Below are 18,266 nucleotides of genomic sequence, written 5' to 3' on the forward strand. Positions count from 1 at the left end.
TTTTCTATTTTTTTATTTTTCTATATTTTTATGATTTTTTATAATCTTTTCTTTCAATATGGATATAAATCGACTGATTACTTTTCTCCAAATAATTACTTGTCTCAACATCCGTTTCACAAGCAAATGGATTGGACGGCAACCGATAGGGGTTTTTTAGCTCCCCCATACACACCGCAAACTTTAATTGTGGTGTATCAACGAGATGTCTCTTTAAATGTGCCAACATTCTCAATGCCAAGCCACTATCGACCTCCCCACCAAGCTCAGGATATGGCACGCGTAACAATACAGATTTAGGTGTTTCACTATCCTCACCCCAAATCGGCTGCATATCAATCTCAGCCGGTATCATATTGATAAATCCGGCATAGCCAATTTTTTGATTAACGCATCGGCAAACCGAACGATATTCATTATTAAAATAATTCATTTGACGCGCCTTAAGACAAGATAAAAACGTTTGGCTCTGCGTAATCGGCGGACGACTCATGCCACACACTGCAGATAAAATAGGTTCATTATAAAATGTCTGTAGAGTAACCCAATGATTATTATGATCGGTCTCTTTGCGCCATTTGTCTTGAATCTCAGTCGCCTGACCTTGTAGCGCTTTTACCCGTATTTCTTGTTGATCTTTTGAATTGCCTTTCGCCCTTTCAATCATTGCCATTGGCTCATAAATGGCATCACCAATGCTATTGGCAACACTAACCATCTGTATCGCTGCTGTTTCTGCTCGATCCAGCTGCTGTTTTTTGACCAAGCGCATATATTCATTGATTGCAATCAGCCCTAAAATCACCAATGACACCATTAATGAAATGAGGATATAGCCTTGTTGCTTAGGTCTTAGCTGACAGTTTTGTCTCTTTGAAAATATATGCACTAGATCTTCCTAGAATAAGTTTTTATTGTTTACTGCAAAAACATGTAATCCTAATGATTATTTTTCATCCTAGCAGGGATAGGTATCATCAACTAGGCTTACACAACCAATGTTAGAATTGCAGACTACCAAAAGGATTATCTTTTAAATGTAAACAGAACCGGATACTTCTTATCTGTGCCGGCACCACCTTCACATGCCTTTGAAATAGCATCAGGGGTAAGCAGTGTATCTGTAGCATTAATTTTTATATTAGTTGCATCTGACATCAATGCTGCATTCGCTAATGAATCACAAGCCTGCTGCGACATACTATCAAACTTAATTGTGTATGATGTCCCACCTGCTGCACCTTCAAGTGTGAGCTCTCCACCAAATGGCGTCACAATCCTTGTACTAGTAGTTTTACCACCTTCACCTTTGATTGAGTTGATATACTTTTGAGGAATACGATCACTTTTTACAACTAAACTATTATTAATTTCACGTCCTAAATCCATCTGTGTGACATCATGCAGTGTTGACTGAACAGCGCCCATTAAGTTTGTTGTTTCTAAAATACGGTTTTTCTGTGCCGCCTTGGCAAACTGTGAAATCACAATGGCAGTCAGTACCCCAATAATAACCAGCACAACCATTAACTCAATTAATGAAAAACCTTTTTGCTTGTTCATTTTGTTTATTTTCTTCATCATTATTTTCTCCTTTTTGTTGTTAAACCTTTAATTAATTAGTTTTAATATCACTTATATTTTGTTTACTATAATTACTCTAAAGTCAGTTCGATTTATCTGCCTTAGCAGATTAGCCTCAGATAACAGCGCTCTTATCACCAACTCAAAACACTTACCTAAATCAATAGATATTGTGCGATTTGCCTGTAAGCTCAAGGTACACAGCCCATGTTCAAAACTCAATATCCAGAAGCTTTATCGGACAGATTGATAGAACAATGCTGGCAATAAAACAGTACTTAAACTTAAACCCCATATTTCCCCTTAAACTACAAAAAACATAACAATGATCAGCCCTTTAATTACCACATCAAATAACTACTTGAGAAACCAACCAACCCATAACCATTTACGCATAGAGTCTGATTTAAGTCACGCCACAAGATGTTAGACTATGTCACCAAGTGCAACATGGATACTCATCATGCTGTCAAGAACAGATGAGCATGTTATTAGAAAACACCATTGATATTTATTTAATAAAAGAAATTAATTGATCTTATTTTGATATATGAAATCCAATCAACAGCTTTATTGTTTAGACAAAGCTTTTACATATAACTTCCCAGCTTTTGTATTTTTCACCGCAGAGCAGCTAGAGTTATATATCATGCCATCTTTACATTTCTCAGCATCCCATTGATTTAAAATAGTTTTAAACTGGGTCTTTGCATCATTTGATTGTATCCATTCTACAGCAGCTGGCGTATTTAACCATTTAATAACAGAATACTCCCAAAACCAACCATTTCGGGCACTTTTCAACCAACTCTGCCAACTATTACCTTTCATCCATTCTTTGCCAACATCGGTTGTTAACCACATACCAGCAGCTTTTGAGGATATAAATTGCGATAATTCGGACTCATAATACCAATTTTTGGAATCATCATGATTATCCATACTTTCAATATGCTCAAGAATGATCTTTTGTAAATCTGCATTGGTTTTAATTACTCCTACAGTGGAATCTTTATTTAACCATTCGTTAAAAATTGGACGCATCTTACCTTTTGAATCGACCTGCCACTGACTGCCATCATAAGTTTGCAGCCATGAAATTCCTGTAGAACTTGCTAACCACAATCCACCCACATAAGTAGATAAAAATTGATCTAAATCAGAAGCATGCCAATAGCCCGCGATTGTATTTGCCTTATTGACTTTGTTAAGTAGAACTTGTTCCATTTGTTGTACGACTTGATTGATCTTATTAGGACTCCCATTATGTATAATGCCCTTTGCAACACTGTGACCATTTTTATTTCCTTCCAATAAGCTTAATCTATCCTGACCTTCTGAATCCATAAGCCACTGAGAACCTTGTGGACTCACTAGCCACTTAATACCACTTTCGGTATACAACCATTGCTGTCCTGCTTTTGTTATGAATACTTTATCTAAGTCTGATTTAAAGCTGGTGCAAGCATTTACTACTGATTGAGTTAGTTTAAAAGCTGCTAATCCAGCTATTGCCATTGCAGCTCCTGCACTAAGTTTTTGTTTCACGTCACCATCATAGTATTTGTAGCCAGCAACACCACCAACTCCTGCTGCTCCATAACCAATAATACTCGCGAAACTTGGCCACCACTTAGCATCTACAGAATGAAAATTAAGCGCTTTTTCATCCGAAAGCGAATTTACTTTTGCAAGCATCGACTGCTGCCCTTCATGTGTTAAGACCCAAGATTTTGCGTCTTCTGTATCTAACCAACGATTAACAACCAACGAATCTGATAAAAACCAGTTATGACCAACTTTGCTTACTAGCCAATTTTTCCCTGCTGGTGATTGAAGCCACAAAAAGCCTTTATCTGTAGCTAGCAAATTATCTAACTGCTCTTTATGGTATGTTTCTGTGGTTACTGTCTTATCAAAGTCTGGATCTAATACTTGCTCATGCAAAGTATAGTTAGCTGGAATGCTAATAGGCTCACTAGAACCTACCCCACTATCTACATTATTGCTATAACCAATACTGCTCATACCCATTAAACCTGATAATATGTAAACGTAAGTACTCTTTTTTCTCATGCTATTTTCTCCTTATGTGTGTTAAATAAAACTTGCTTTAAATGTCAACGAAAAGTCTCCTATAAACTTCTCACTATTTGAGCCCAATGGAATAAGATCACCCCCACTACCCTGAATATAAATACTAAACGGTATATTGCTTTGCTTCTGATTGAGCTTAATGATTTGGTTATTTAAACTATCCTTACAAAAAGGACTTTTACGCTCAACAGACAAGCAAACCTGATAACTTATTTTGCAAGCTGGACACTGTCCACTCGCATCGTTTGCATGTAAGACACAGTGCCCCTTATCTTGATTCTGACAGGTTATTGAAACCTCCAGTACATTGCTATTGGTTAACAACACTTGCCCTTGTAATTCTTTAGATTTAAAAGGAGGTAGTTTCTGATCTTTATCAAGCTTAATCTGCCCAATATTTAAATGTTGATTGGATAGATCAACTTCGACCGTTGGCATTTTGCTAGTATCAAGCGTTAAATTAAACAGAACTTGTTGTGGTGGAAGTGAACTCCCAACTGATACAATTGCTAACAGTATTCCACTTAAAAAAATAATCGTTTTTCGCATCATAACTTCCACCTAATAGTCTACCGAAACATGACAAACAAGCTGCCCTTTATAGATACCTCTTTGATAAGAGGCATTTCCGCCAACTTTTTTAACTAAAAGTAAAAATTCAGTACCTCGTTGTGGCACTCGCCTATTCCTAGCTCCTAACGGTTCCGCTTGGTTTTCTATACAAACATAACTCTCTAAAGTAATTGTATGAGAAGATTCATGATGTTTCATCGTTGCTTGTTCACATTTCATGCGATAACTAGGGTTAGGAATATTGCTTAGAAAACTTATATTTGAAGATTTACCTGCATAAACATAGTCAGCCTCATTAGCTACCGAACAGTTGTGGGTAACCGTCTTTACTTGTGATGTAAAATCAATATTGTTGCTACCATCGACTTGAACAGTAAACCAAGGCTTTACCTCAAGCTCGCTATCAATTGTAACCTCTGCTGTATTAGAAGCAATACAACTCAACGGAAATATAAACAGTCCTACCCATTTTATTATTTTGTTCATTGCCATCTCTCCCTAAAAGTTTGCCGTAAGTACAAGCACAGTCTTATTTGTGTACTTGCCTACCTTTGCCTGTTTAACCGCAGCTGCAGCCGCAAGTAAATCGACATTTAGTTCATTGGAAGCTTGCCGTATAGCGATAGATTGATTTTGATCCGTTTTTAATTCCTGATTATTTATTTTTAATGTCAATGGAATGTGTTCGTCATCACCATTTTTCAAAACACAACCGTCTTGATAGCTGTCACAGCTTTTAAGTTTTACTTGAACGTTATTAGCATTAGTCACATAAGGTATACTAGCCGTTGCATGATAATTACCGGAGCTACTATTTTCAGTGAGTGTGACCTTATATGATGACGGCCCTTTTAACTTTATGTAAGGCAAAAAATTAAGCGTCATCTGTATTTGATTATCAACTTTAATTTCCTTATATTCCTTCGGATTACGATCATGTTGATTTTGATATCGATTAAGCCAAAAACTGCCATTAAGCTTGACTTTACCCGAGCAATTTGAAATTCCTGCTGAATCAGCAAGCTGGATATTATCAAACCTAAAATGCAATTTCTTAATATGATATAAATCAGAAGAACGAATAGATAAGTGACCAGGACTCTTACCGAAGGATTTTACAGGAGAATTGTTCAAGTAAAAATTATCACCTTCTGAGGTCACTGTGCCGGTTAACTCAACACCATTGTTACAACTTAAACTGATCTTGTTAGATAGTGTCCCTTTAGAGTTAGCGTTGCAATAATTGTAAAAGCTATATCCACAATAATAATTAAAATGCCCATTTAAAGATTGATTTATTTTTCCATTTAAATCTAGCTGCCCTACATCAAAAATTAGCTGACGATCAAATGTCACCTTAGAGGTTATAATTCCCCCAGTCTGTGTAATCTTTTTCTCAGCCAAATCAACGTTAATGCTTATTGTATTGGCACTTATATAGCAAAAGCTCATTAATAGATACCCTACCAATATATTAGAACATTTTCTTACCATCACACACCTCAACACGTAAATGCACCAACCCAATAACCAGGTTGAGCACTTGTTATTTCATTTGCATTTAAATCATAAGCACATTTCTCGGCTTTCGTTGCAATCGTTAACGCAGGTTTTACCTTACTCACACTTGTGACAAAAAATCCTGACTCATCGCTATAAGTTGCCATATCGCCATAGCTTAATAGTTTGGCACCGCGAATTGGATTGCCTTTGCCATCAATAACTTGACCAACAACCTCAATCACCGGAAATGCTGCTCTTGACAGATAATAAATAGAACCAGGATAAAGACTGACAAACTCTCGCTTATCTGAGTACTGTAGCAATTGCGCTTCATCTTGATGATCACTCAATGAAACCTTGTATTGTTTATAATGAGGCAGTGCAATGAAGTTATTCCCCTTATAAACTGGATAACTGACACCATTGATCTGTGCTGCCATCTTGTGGTTTTTATCTTCTGTATCCAGATGAATAACCACACCTGACTTACCACGGTGATCATTGTGTAGCGCAATGCTTTGTGGCGTGAGACTTATACCACCATAGAGACTACCTGAAGCGGAATAATTTTCACGATTATTTTGACTGACCACGGATGTTGCTAGATCCCCCTGCAGATAACTTGACGCCAGACTTGTTGACAACATACCATTAACATAATCTTTACGATAATCAACATTGGCATTGATATATCTTATATGCTCATTGTCTAGATTTGGTCTGAAGCTTAAGCCATTAGAAATCTGCTTATCACTCGGTGAATAGCGTAAGTAATCACTTAACGTATTACCACTACCAAAGGTATAAGAAATATTGAGCATAAAGGCGTAATTATTTTGCTTCTCCCCGTCTCCTTGCAAACTTCTGTCATAACTTATCGATGCATTAACATACCAATTATGTCGTTGATACAACGTATGAAAATACGAAGCATTCAGATTATCCTTATTGGTGTGAAAACTATAACTATAAGTACCCGAAATCGACCCTAACTTGATCGATTCTAAATTTAGATAAGGTGATAGCCCAACTCTATTGTAACGTGATTTAAAGGGGCTATAAGCATTATCACTTTTGCTATTTGTATTGTACCAAGCGCTCACTGAAAAATATCTAAAATAGCTATTAGACAACTGCAGGTTATAACCATAGTTAGCCCCAGAATCTACGGCAACTGTCTGCGTTATTTGTGTATTTAAAGGCAAAGAAACTTCGCTATCCCATTCAGCAACTGCCAAGTTATTTACACCATAACCACCAAAATTCATAATCATTGTCTCATTGATCGCAGTTGCAAAACTTCCACCCAAGTAAGGAGCTTTGATCACTGAGTCTTGATCTTTAGCTACTACACCCAACCACACACGATAGTTTTTATTATTATCGTGAAGCTTTGATAAAGACGATGGTTTATTGATCATCGCTGTCTTAGTTTGAACTACTTGACCTGCCTGAGTAATTTCGATTCTGACCGGGTAAATACCACTTGGAAAACTCTCTGTTTGTAATAAGTGATTGCCTGCGCTAAAATTCTGCACCGAAATTAAACGACCATCTTTGTAGACATTGACTACTGAATTGGCATTGATAAACAAAGGTATCGGAATAAGTGATGCTTTTTGTGATGACAACGATAAATTATCAGAGCTACCTAGTTCGCTAATCACACCTGTGCCATTAAACGCATAATTCAAGCTATACGTATTCTGACCACTGTAAAAATTAGCATTATTAAAATAGCCTAAACGTGAATACATCGTCTCTTTATCATATTGCCAATAGACATTATTCACTCGCACATCACTGCTTTGGCGATTTTGCTGCAAAAAAACGCTGCTATTTAAATGATTACGACCATAGCCTGTGGCATTATCAAGCTCAAGATAATAATTAGTATCACGATGATCTGCATAATTAAAATTAAATCGATAACCAAAAAATGAACTTAGATGAGTAACCTCGGGCGCACTAAGATATTTATCATTTTGCTGTGACTGATAGCTAAATGCTTCAGCAGGCAGCCATAACTTCAAACGCATACTATTTAAATCTAATTGTGTCATCATAAAAGGTAAATTACGCTGACACAAACCACTTTGATCCCACACAGGTGAGCAATCAATGGTTTTACTGGAATCAACCCCTTGAGCAAATAGTTGATTTAAAATCAATCGCGCACCATCTTTCAGATGAACACTGGTATTGTCAAACAAACCATTTGACTCAAGGAAAATTTTACCTTTATCTAGTCGAATCATATGCTGCCCCAATTCAACCCCCAAAATAGAGACGTCCACCTCAATGGCATCAGCTAATTGTGAGGCAAAATCTTCTGGGATCGTTTCTAGACCCTCAATCCCGTTTTTGAATTTATCATCCAAAGAAACAGAAAGAGTTGCCCCTATTGGCAAGGGCAACAAACCTATCCAAACAAATGACAAGAGCTGTTTAAACCTTTTAAATCTCATCTAAATGACTCTCTCGACTATATTTTTATGTTATTGAACAACTCCCCATCGTAAAATGATTTACGACAGGGATAGTAAATTTAGTTAAAAATCAGTTGATATCTTAAAGGTGAAGTTTCCTGAATATTCGCCTTCTGGATAAGCGCTAGAGCCATCACCATAGGTTACTACTAACTCTTTGGTATCACCTGATGAGTTTAGCTTCAGCTTTTTGTCGCTCCCAGAAGTCTCATTAATCTCTTTATCATCTATGCTAAAAGCCACAGGCATTTTGTTTTCACCTGATTTAATGACATATGATCCACCATCTTTATCCCCACTAGCAACCGTCACAACTACCTCTCCTGATGTAGTATCATTCCACGTAATAAAGTTATCAATCCTTGAAGTTCCTTTATTTGTTTCTAACGCACCCCTTTTCACAGCACTAGTAGATGTATCTTCTGTCATCTTAAGTTTATCCTGAAGAGTTTTTGCCCCCACCTCAATCTCAACTGTAATCTTTTTTGTAACGCTGTCACTTGCATCTGCAAAACATGCACTGCTAAACAATGCTGTTACAACACCTGCCATTAAGATTTTCTTACTTTTTAACATAATATTCTCTCCTTTTGGTTTGATAATATGAGCTCTAACCTTTCAGCAAGCAAAAGCTTACGAGAAAGATCAAAACTCTGTTGGTTAAACTTGAAACAATAAATAGCTAATCGGATTTATTTGATTTGCCCGCTTGGACTAGACAATTGAATAACTTTGGCTGTAAGCACGCTTACCGTTTTCAAAAACCTCAACATTAACACTATCAGCCAATGGCACTGTGTCTATTATTTTGGGATTTGATGGGTAAACTTTATATCTTTGTTCAAATAGATTCTGATCATCACAATGTTGCTCTTTCAAGTCTACAGACAACTTCTGTAGCTCCTCTTTAGGTTTACATTTTGCCTTGACTCCAACCTCAACTAGCGCATTACCATCATTGTCAATTTCAATATGCTTATCTTTGAATTTAACACTCGTCTGATAATTGGTATTTTGCGGCTGAACCACTAAGATACTCGAGAAGCCGATCATAATGCCAACGCCCGCAGATATCTCACCACTTGACAAAGCTTCTTCATCATTAATCTCAAACCCATCTTCTTTCTTCGGTAATACTGGAATCATATTGACACGATAATAGCTAATCTGATCTTTGCTCCTACCTTTTGGATGGTAAAAACGAATATTTTTGGACTGTCCCGGTGGAATAATCAATCTACTTGGGGTAATAAATAATCCTTCTGACATTTCTTTAGAAGATAGCATTTTCTCGACTTTATCTTTAGACAAAGGATTCTTCACTTCCAACAATTCAACTTTGACATAGGCTGTTTTGCTTGAATCATTGTTATGAATAGTCTTTGAAAACGCAAGCTTATCTTCAGACCAAATATCATAAAGACTATCCACAGCAATATTTGCAGATGCCACGCCTGTCATGCTTAACAATCCCACTAAAATCAATTTTTTGAATCTCACTAATTTACTCCCATCAAACTTTGCGAATTAATTACAACACTCAAAAATCTAAAATGCACTTGATATAATGTACCCATTTGTTAACAACAAGGCACATTCAGCATATACCCCCCTCGGTTGACAGTTTTAATTAACGGTTTGTTTGTTTTTTGAGTATGTAATTTTTTTCTTAATTTACTCATCAAAACATCAATGGTTCTATCCATGCCATCATAAGGGCGATCATATACCCACCAATAAAGCTCATCTCTTGAAACAACTTGATTTTGGCGCTGTGCCAACAAATCAAGCGCAAATGACTCTGACTGTGTTAACTTGTACTGAGTCCCCTTATGGTCAACTAGAATTTTCCTATCTATATTAAACCGATAATCGCCAATAATAATATCTTCAGACTGATTACAATGCTCATCAGCTTTTAACACCCGCAAGGTTGACTCAATTTTTCGTGAGAGTATTTTGATATTCATATCTCCACACAAGTAATCCACAGCGCCAGCACAATAAAAGGACATTTCTAATTCAGTATCCTCAACACCTCCTACGACAATAACAGGAAGCTTGTTGTATTGCTTACAGAGTCTATCGCATATAGCAATATTTGTTTGATGTCCATCAAATGCTGACATCACTAAAAGAGAAATTTTTTGTGTTTTAATCTGTTTTTGTAACTGTAAAGTGTGGTGACATATGAGAAAACGGCAATTTGGTAAACACAAAATCAATTGCTGCATCTGCGTTTTATGTATACCAAATAGTAAGATATTATTTTTGAACACACCCCAGACCTATACTTTCGTCAATAGAAAACTCTCGGGTGGTATCCTAAAATAACCATGCCAATTAGTTAGGTAATAAAAAGTCTAATGATGTATTTTTATAATTATTTAGGTGGGATATATTATTTTTTGTCACAAGGTGGCATAAATAGGCACTGTTTCTTTACCTCACTCACTTGTCATTTAGGTGTTGTTTAGGCGCACCTGTAACTTTGAGTCATCCCTAATGCTGTTATTTTATTTAGGATTCCAAGACTATTATCATATTCCTGCCCACTTTGATTGTGTAAACGTTGGCTGAGCGTAAGTCGAAGCCTGTATTGGCGTTTTGACTTAAAGGAAATGATTTGCATGCGGTATAAAAATGATTACATTTGATGCTTAACCACATTATCACTGGTAGATTCATAACCATTGAACATTTTCATAGATGATTGGCTGCTAGGACTATCTTTTAAGTTACCATCACTCACTGCATCATTAGGCATTAGGTTCTGATTTTTATCGCTCGCATTGTAAGCTTTCACACCCATACCTGATGCACCTGCCAAGAGCACTGCCACTGCAGGAGTTGCAAATACACTTGCTACAGCATATACAGCACCTGCACTGATAACAGCAGCTATACTACTGCCATAGCTGCTCCAAAAATCTTCTGTTTGTTGAGAAGTATTTTGAGAACTCATAAACTCTTTTTGGAAGTTTACAGAAGCTTCCTTAAAGTTTTTGCCTACAGCAGAATCTGTGTTGATTGAGTCAGGAGCTTTGAAACTTTCACGTATAACGTTTTCTATTGTATAACTTTGTTCTTTCAAAACCTCATCTAAAGTTAGACCATTAGATTCTGATGATTTCTTAAGCATTTCAGCATTTGCCTGCTTTTCATCATTTAAAGCTTGTTTCGTATCATCTAAATCACCCTTTAATGCTTTAAGTTCATTTCGCAACTTTTCAATTAAAAGGTCTTTATCAGTGCTCTCTTTGCGTAAAGCGTTGTTTTCCTTATTTAACTCTTCAACCTTTTTCTGGTTTAATAACACTTCTTGTTGATGCTTTTGGTTGCTGTTAGTAAGTTGATCAACTCTCTCTCCCAGAACATCAATTAACTCAGCTTTTTCTTTGAGCTTATTGTTTTTTTCCTCAATGTCTTTGATTAATTTTTTTCTGATTTTTGGTGTTGTGTCAATAATTCTTGCCGTTCATTCTTTACTTCTGCAAGCTGAAACTCGACGGTTTCTAACTCTCCATTTTTTAAGCTAAGTACACTTTCCATTTTATTAAATTTATTTCCTATATTATTTAGCTCATCTTGTAGTTTGAAATTATTGTCTTGAAGTAGCTCATTTTCCTGATAAAAGTCTTTAATTACTTTATCAAATTGCTGTTGATTCTTAATTAAGGCTTCATTAAGATCATTTATCTGTTGATTGTCACTTTCATGTTGGCTTTTGTATTCTTCCCCAATCTTTATCGCCTCGTTAAAAGCTTCTTCTAGATCACTATTGTCCTTAGCTAAGTCCTCTAACTTAGATTTATACTCTGCTTCTAACTCACCTACAGAATCAATTACCTGGTTTTTAATTTCCTCATTAGCTATTGATTCAATAGCATTTAATAATTCGTTACGCCCCATATTTATCTCCTTTGATTTATAATTTCTTGATGAATGAATTTTTGATCAATTTTTAGATCGCTGTGCTTAAACAGGCATGCTTAAAGTTACATATTGTTACTCAGTTTTTCAATAGACAACCTCCTGATTGGACAATTTGATTACCTGATGAATTAGCCCCTCAGAAATTATTGTGAAAATGTCTTTTCTTTAACATTTTCCTGTTGCTTTACCCAGAAAACATTTTCATATTTATTATCTGCAACTTGCTTTAAGTCATGAATCAAACGATCGTTATTTGCTGCATGCGTTTTTTTAGTTTGGTCAAACTTAACCAATACAGGTTTTGATGACTCATAAATCGCGCTCTCTGACCGATTGTTTAAATCTTCGATCCCTTTTTCACTATCACTCGTTAACAACATAGGCTTGTAATAGTGAATATCATATGTTTTGCCCAATGCCGTTAACGCAACAACATCAGATACTTTACCACCTCCTGTAAACCAATTTTGCTGGTATCTTTGATCACACTCTCGAATTAATTCATCCTTTGAAACCGTTGTAGCAAACACCCATTTATCATTATCCTTGCACCATTTGCCCGGTAGGTAACCCACTTTATGCGGATACAATTTTGCAATCAAAGGTACGTTAAATTTGGTCTCAAAACACGTTTTCCCTTGTGCATCTTTGCAACTTACAAATGCGTAATCTAGATTACGTGAGTTAAAAAAATCAATATCAAAAGCATCTAAGGAAGTTTTACCAAACATCAATGGATGGCTTCCCGTCACCAGATAGATCCATTCCCGAAAGTTATACAAACTCAAGTATAGGTCTATCGACCTATTTATGATGGGATATGAACCATTAATTCGCAAAAATAAGTTCACAAACAAGGCTGAACGCCTGAGACTTTCAGCATCACTAATTTCAGCTTTGTCTGTTTTATCGATATTTTTAATTGTAAAAAAATCCCCCACTATTTTATACAGTTGCGTTGCTGCCAATGGTGCGACAACATTTCCCAGTAAAAATGTAAGGGTGTTTTGTATGATTTCATGTGTCTTATCACTTGGTAAATAACCGCTAGAGGCACTCTCCATTACTTTTGAAAGAACTGAAGCCATCGCGTAAAGCACAAGAGGTCTTATAGTGCTATTGACCAATGGTAAATTTAGCTTATGCGCATAATCCATGGCTTTTTTAACCATTTCAACGGAATTCACCTTATTTTCAAAATCATTTGGCATGAGTGGTCTCCCTCTTAAGTACCTATGTAAATATTGTCATGTGTTTTTTTAGATTCTCGGATCAAGTCCAAGAATGACTGCGAGTTGTCATATTCGGGCTTAATCCGAATATCCATTATTACCAAGGAACTATTGTTTAGGTGCTTAGTTAGTTACTGACCATTTGCCAAATTAGGATCTTTATCAGGTACACTTTGATTAAACATAGACACAAACTCCCAACTCTTTTCTATTTCATGCTCATTATTACAAACCTCATAGTCTTCATTATCGTCAGATAAATCATCCGCCACTTCATAAAATGTCTCAAGATTTCCATCGCGCTTAACAATCTTTACTTCAGCTTGATGATTATTTGAAGCATTCGTCAATTGATCAATATATGCCTTGAAGTGCTCTAAAAGACCGCTAATTCGATCAAGTAGCGATTTATCAATGTTATTCTTTAAGTCTTGCAGATCCCTCTTATCCTGATCAGAACCTTCAGAAAGCTTGAAAATATCATCAAACTTAACTTGTTCAATCGGTTTATCTTTTAATGCTTTAAGATTTTCAATAACAGCCGTTGCCACCTTTATTTTATTATTATCATTCCTAAAGGTTCCATGTTGTGATTTTTCATAGGCTTGCACCTCGGTTATTATCTCATCAATCAACTGATAATACCGTGAATTGTCATAACGCATATTCTCTAAGGAAAGTTTATGATCTATCTTCTCCTTATTTGTACCGAGCTTCTCTATTGCCTGACTTAGATCCACGTTATTGTGATCAGGATTGTCCTTTATATATTGCTTAATATCATTGATGGCATTTGTAATCTCCTGCTGTACTTCGTATAAATAAACGCCATATGCACCAGTACCAATAAGAATTTGATTATCTTTGATTTTTTCAATAAATTTTGCCGTTGATTCTATAGCTTTATCGAGTTTATCTATATACGCCTTCGATGCTTCGGGCATGAAATTAACCCGCTTATTATGCAATGCAAAAAGAAGCTTATCGTTATTATTCACAAATGCTTCTGCCTCTGCCGTGATAAGTGCATAAGGAGAGTAAAATCGCTTAGTATAAGCCATTGCATTGCGCATTGATTCACGCATACTTTCAAGCGTTGGATTATTGCCAGTTAACAAGGCATCAGTAAATGCTTGACTTAACAAGTCTGAATAATCAACAAATAATTTCTCTTTAAGAAAAAGATGTATTTTTGCCTTTGTTTTATCATTTACTGATTGATTATTTGGATCAATCAACTTTGCTAATTGTTTAAGTAGTAATGTATGATAGACACTGAACTCATTACTGTATGTAAGCGCTTGTTCAAGGTGATTTTCTGCATTTAAATCAATGTCTGGTTTTTTTAATAACGAAAATAAGAAATCTCTGGATTGCGTTAAGTAATTATCGATATTATTTTCATCAATCTTTGGCAATTTCTCGTCTGCAGGCAGCGCCACAAGATGACGTAACACACTATCCCCTCTTAAAATATATGCCTGCTTGTCTAAAGAAGTCGCACCAAAGGCAGTATTGAGTTTTTTAGCAGCATCTGTTAACGCCTCATTGGTCTTAAGATCACGTATTTGTGTTAAATCATGCGCAATACCACCAAGTTCATTGACATAAAAAGCAGTCAAATACTGAGGCAACACTTTATCTTTCGGCAAAGTAGCAACAATTTCTAATATCTGATCTTTGACTTTTGCTTTCACGCCAAATTTTTCGATAAAACTGCTGTTATCACGATTATTTAAATATTCTTGAGTTTTTTGGATACACTTCTCAAATGTAGAGTCATTGATATTTGCCGCGAGCAACTTGGCAAAGTCTATCGCTTGACGATCAGCAGTCTTGGTGATTGGTTCAATCGTATTTGCACCAAGGTCGGTTTCAATGCGTTTACTATGACGATAACGCTTAGCATATTCCTGAAGCCAGGATTGCGTTGATCCAACTAGAATATAAGCATTATATATAACGCCATCACATTGATTAGAAACATAATTTTGTAATTGATTAATACTACTGTTTGAAGTAGGCATCACTTGTTTGGTTTGTCTATCAAGTTCGATTGCTTCATCATTAATTGCTTGTGTAATTTTCTTAAGTGTTTGCCGCTCATCTTTACTATGACTATACATTAATGACTCAATATTTGACGGTAAATAATAAGCAAATACACCCATTAAAACCCCTGAAACAATTCCCGCACTTACAGGTGCGGCAGCAATTGTCAAAGCACCGGCAGCTAGCCCTAGCGCACTTGCTGCCAAAAAGGGATATTGCGCATATACACTTGGCTCATCAGCTTGATTGGTAAGAAACTTGCTGACTTGAGTTAAAAAGTTTACCTGAAGCTTTTGTGTAAAATTATCTGGATCAACATCATCAAAGTAACGTTTGATGCCTCTTGTCATACCATAACTATTTTTATCATTTTGAATCTTTTCATCATGGATCTCATAAATATCTTTGAATGTATTCACAAATAGTTTATCAAGTTCAGTCAAAAAGTAGGTTTCAACGGCAATTTTATATTCATCCGTACTTGATGATTCCTTAAATTCAGCACGCATATCAATCGGCATATTATGCTGCTTTCCGAACAATAGTGATTCACGATAGTGAAAGAGTCTGATAAATTTTTCGGTTAAGTCGTTACTCAACGCAAAGAAACCTGATTCTTTGAATTGTTGTTGAAATGCCTCTGAGTCTCTTGCTGGCCTTGTTTTTTCAGGCAGAATATTATAAAACGCATTCGCAACAACACCCCCTAGCGCCACACTGATTGTATTAATTGCAAGATTTTTACCTGGTGTAAAATCAGGAATAGGGAGTATTTCATTTAGTGCAGATCGAGCAACAAGACCACTTACAACACCCGCTACACCTGATAAAACCCTTGTTTTAATCTGGCTTGACACCGATGCTCCCTCAAGCAAGGTATCTATTGATGCTGAAAACTTTGATGAAGACTGTTCAAACTGCATCATTAATAACTTGATCTTTTCATCAGTTACGTTTTTCTTGCTAAACTCTCTCGTTATATTTGTCTTCATTACTTGCTCAAGGTAATTTTTATGATTCTGGGTAATATTTTTCATGGATTGAGCTGCTAATTGATTGGGCATATGCTTCTCCTAATTTATACATTTAACAATAAAAATAATTTAGTAATTTATTATTGACTTATACAGTGCTCAAAAGCCACCTTCAGAATAAATATCAGTCATTTTGTTGGGTGTGCTTCCATTTGCTGTCCTGCTTCCAACTGATTTTGAAACTGGGCATTAAACTGAATTTCAGACGTTTGTGTGAGCGTATTTTTTGCTTGATTAAAAAGTGCTGCACTTTTTGGCGCCAGCAAGTCTTTAGCATTTGGAAAAACAAACGAGACAACAAACAGCAAAGGGTACAAAACAACCTCAACAAGTTTGCGTAAAAGCGCTTTCCCTTTTGAGGAATGTATATCTAGAATGCTTAAACCACCATTTCTCTCAATTGCATCAAACTTTTCCATCACTTGTTTGTACTTTGAGCCGTTTAGCTCATTGCTTTCCTCACTTATCAAAATATCACTAACACCATTAATCAATTGATTTAAAATATGATATTTCTTAGCCCTTAAACCAGCATCATGCACCATTTCTTTTGAAGCATTCTTACCCAGCATATGCGCATAAATCTTCATCAAACTGGTAAAAATTGCTTTTATATCATCACTCGTGTCATCTTTTTTATGTTCATAATTGCTCTTTAGTATCGCCCACAGATTGATCTCTGCGGAATTACTTTTTGCAGATAACGGCTTTTGCTCACCAACACACACTTGCCCATGAAAAGTCCTGAGTTCATACACTGGATTTTCAATGGTGTTGTACTTTTTATACGTTTTTACATTTTCTCCTGCTTCTGTTGTAACTAAGGGGCTTGTCAGCCGATCGCTAATAATTGTCCCAAATTGTGATTCTCGGCGCTGTTGGTCGGCAAAATCAATACCACTATATTTGGACAACTTCTGGCACATGGCTTGATGATTGTTCAAATCAAAAAAAGTATAGCATTCGTCGAAGCCATCGTTAAAACAACGCTTAATTTTGTCTATGTCAGCCTCTGAAAACTTTTCTCTTACCTCTTCCAAAGAGGCTTTAAACCCTGGGATTCGCAAATAATACTCAAGATAGTTTTTATACCACTTTTTGTATAAGTTCACCTCATACTCATGCGGCTTAATCAAGCTCTTATTTTTTGCAAAGTCGCGGAAAGCAGCACCAAAGTCTAATTTCCCAAAACTCAACTTGCCATCATCCCCACTTATGCCAAAAACATTACCTGAATGAACACTATAGTCACCTAGCAAAAGTGACATAAATATTACCATTGATAATCCACTATTTGCAGATTTAAAACTAGTAATCAGTTGGTATAAATATTTATTGTCAAATTTCTCTAACTTGTTACTCCTAAGCTTCGATTCCTCCCATGGGAAAAACAGCTTAAAAAGCTCTGTCACTTTCGCTTTTTTGGATGCCAAGGCTTTTGTTTCTTTATCTCCATCATAAATTGTCACCGGCTCCGCAGTAACAAACAAATGCTGATACTCTACAGGAATCACATTTTTTTCCTTGAATTTAGCAATAATTCGCGCTGCTAACGCTTCAAAAAAAAATTCTGTTTTATTTATTGGCACCTTGATAAAATACTCATCACCCGCCTCAAGTGATTGATCTTTTTTACTCAATCTATAAAAACCATTATAGGGATTACCAGCCCTTGAATTTTTGCCATCTATTTTTTGTGTTGGGTCTACTTTATTCGCTGTAACCCTTTCAGTCGCATGTGCAAATGCTATTTCCATAACACACTC

Annotated in this window: 15 protein-coding genes; all 15 read right to left on the reverse strand. The window is 36.1% G+C overall.

Annotated elements, in window-relative coordinates; translation table 11 throughout:
* Window positions 1-28: 28 nt before the first annotated feature.
* The 15 genes from ACTS4L_RS00580 to ACTS4L_RS00650 all read right to left on the reverse strand — a co-directional run bounded on the left by ACTS4L_RS00580 (window position 29) and on the right by ACTS4L_RS00650 (window position 18,257).
* The gene (locus tag ACTS4L_RS00580) at window positions 29-889 is read right to left on the reverse strand and encodes a pilus assembly FimT family protein (protein ID WP_440616492.1); all 861 of its coding nucleotides are present in this window, start codon (window positions 887-889) and stop codon (window positions 29-31) included.
* Between the two features lie 137 nt (window positions 890-1,026).
* Entirely contained in the window at window positions 1,027-1,584 is a 558-nt protein-coding gene (locus tag ACTS4L_RS00585; RefSeq protein WP_440616491.1) for a type 4 pilus major pilin, read from the reverse strand.
* A gap of 570 nt (window positions 1,585-2,154) precedes the next feature.
* Window positions 2,155-3,660 (reverse strand): hypothetical protein, encoded by a 1,506-nt coding sequence (locus tag ACTS4L_RS00590; protein ID WP_440616490.1) that lies wholly within the window; start codon window positions 3,658-3,660, stop codon window positions 2,155-2,157.
* A gap of 21 nt (window positions 3,661-3,681) precedes the next feature.
* Window positions 3,682-4,233: a hypothetical protein gene (locus tag ACTS4L_RS00595; protein WP_440616489.1), complete on the reverse strand. Its 552-nt coding sequence runs from the start codon at window positions 4,231-4,233 to the stop codon at window positions 3,682-3,684.
* 9 nt (window positions 4,234-4,242) lie between these two features.
* On the reverse strand, window positions 4,243-4,740 hold the full coding sequence (locus tag ACTS4L_RS00600; RefSeq protein ID WP_440651591.1) for a hypothetical protein: 498 nt from the start codon (window positions 4,738-4,740) through the stop codon (window positions 4,243-4,245).
* A 12-nt stretch (window positions 4,741-4,752) separates the two neighbouring features.
* Window positions 4,753-5,748: a hypothetical protein gene (locus tag ACTS4L_RS00605; RefSeq protein ID WP_440651593.1), complete on the reverse strand. Its 996-nt coding sequence runs from the start codon at window positions 5,746-5,748 to the stop codon at window positions 4,753-4,755.
* A gap of 8 nt (window positions 5,749-5,756) precedes the next feature.
* Window positions 5,757-8,225 carry a TcfC E-set like domain-containing protein gene (locus tag ACTS4L_RS00610; RefSeq protein WP_440616486.1) on the reverse strand — a complete coding sequence of 823 codons (2,469 nt, stop codon included), beginning with the start codon at window positions 8,223-8,225 and terminating at the stop codon, window positions 5,757-5,759.
* An 84-nt stretch (window positions 8,226-8,309) separates the two neighbouring features.
* A complete protein-coding gene (locus ACTS4L_RS00615) occupies window positions 8,310-8,822 on the reverse strand; it encodes a hypothetical protein (RefSeq protein ID WP_440616484.1) in 513 nt (170 codons plus the stop codon).
* Window positions 8,823-8,960: 138 nt separating this feature from the next.
* A complete protein-coding gene (locus tag ACTS4L_RS00620; RefSeq protein WP_440616483.1) occupies window positions 8,961-9,746 on the reverse strand; it encodes a hypothetical protein in 786 nt (261 codons plus the stop codon).
* Window positions 9,747-9,826: 80 nt separating this feature from the next.
* A complete protein-coding gene (locus ACTS4L_RS00625) occupies window positions 9,827-10,525 on the reverse strand; it encodes a winged helix-turn-helix domain-containing protein (protein ID WP_440616482.1) in 699 nt (232 codons plus the stop codon).
* A gap of 368 nt (window positions 10,526-10,893) precedes the next feature.
* Window positions 10,894-11,565: a hypothetical protein gene (locus ACTS4L_RS00630; protein WP_440616481.1), complete on the reverse strand. Its 672-nt coding sequence runs from the start codon at window positions 11,563-11,565 to the stop codon at window positions 10,894-10,896.
* Between the two features lie 113 nt (window positions 11,566-11,678).
* Window positions 11,679-12,158, reverse strand: a complete 480-nt coding sequence (locus tag ACTS4L_RS00635; RefSeq protein ID WP_440616480.1) for a hypothetical protein — start codon at window positions 12,156-12,158, stop codon at window positions 11,679-11,681.
* A 167-nt stretch (window positions 12,159-12,325) separates the two neighbouring features.
* Complete coding sequence (locus tag ACTS4L_RS00640) at window positions 12,326-13,393, reverse strand: hypothetical protein (RefSeq protein ID WP_440616479.1); 1,068 nt, start codon at window positions 13,391-13,393, stop codon at window positions 12,326-12,328.
* A 152-nt stretch (window positions 13,394-13,545) separates the two neighbouring features.
* Window positions 13,546-16,530, reverse strand: a complete 2,985-nt coding sequence (locus ACTS4L_RS00645) for a hypothetical protein (RefSeq protein WP_440616478.1) — start codon at window positions 16,528-16,530, stop codon at window positions 13,546-13,548.
* Between the two features lie 98 nt (window positions 16,531-16,628).
* On the reverse strand, window positions 16,629-18,257 hold the full coding sequence (locus ACTS4L_RS00650; RefSeq protein ID WP_440651595.1) for a hypothetical protein: 1,629 nt from the start codon (window positions 18,255-18,257) through the stop codon (window positions 16,629-16,631).
* Window positions 18,258-18,266: the final 9 nt, after the last annotated feature.

Origin of the sequence: Cysteiniphilum sp. 19S12-1, assembly GCF_052030685.1 — a bacterium.
Taxonomy (GTDB): Bacteria; Pseudomonadota; Gammaproteobacteria; order Francisellales; family Francisellaceae; genus Caedibacter.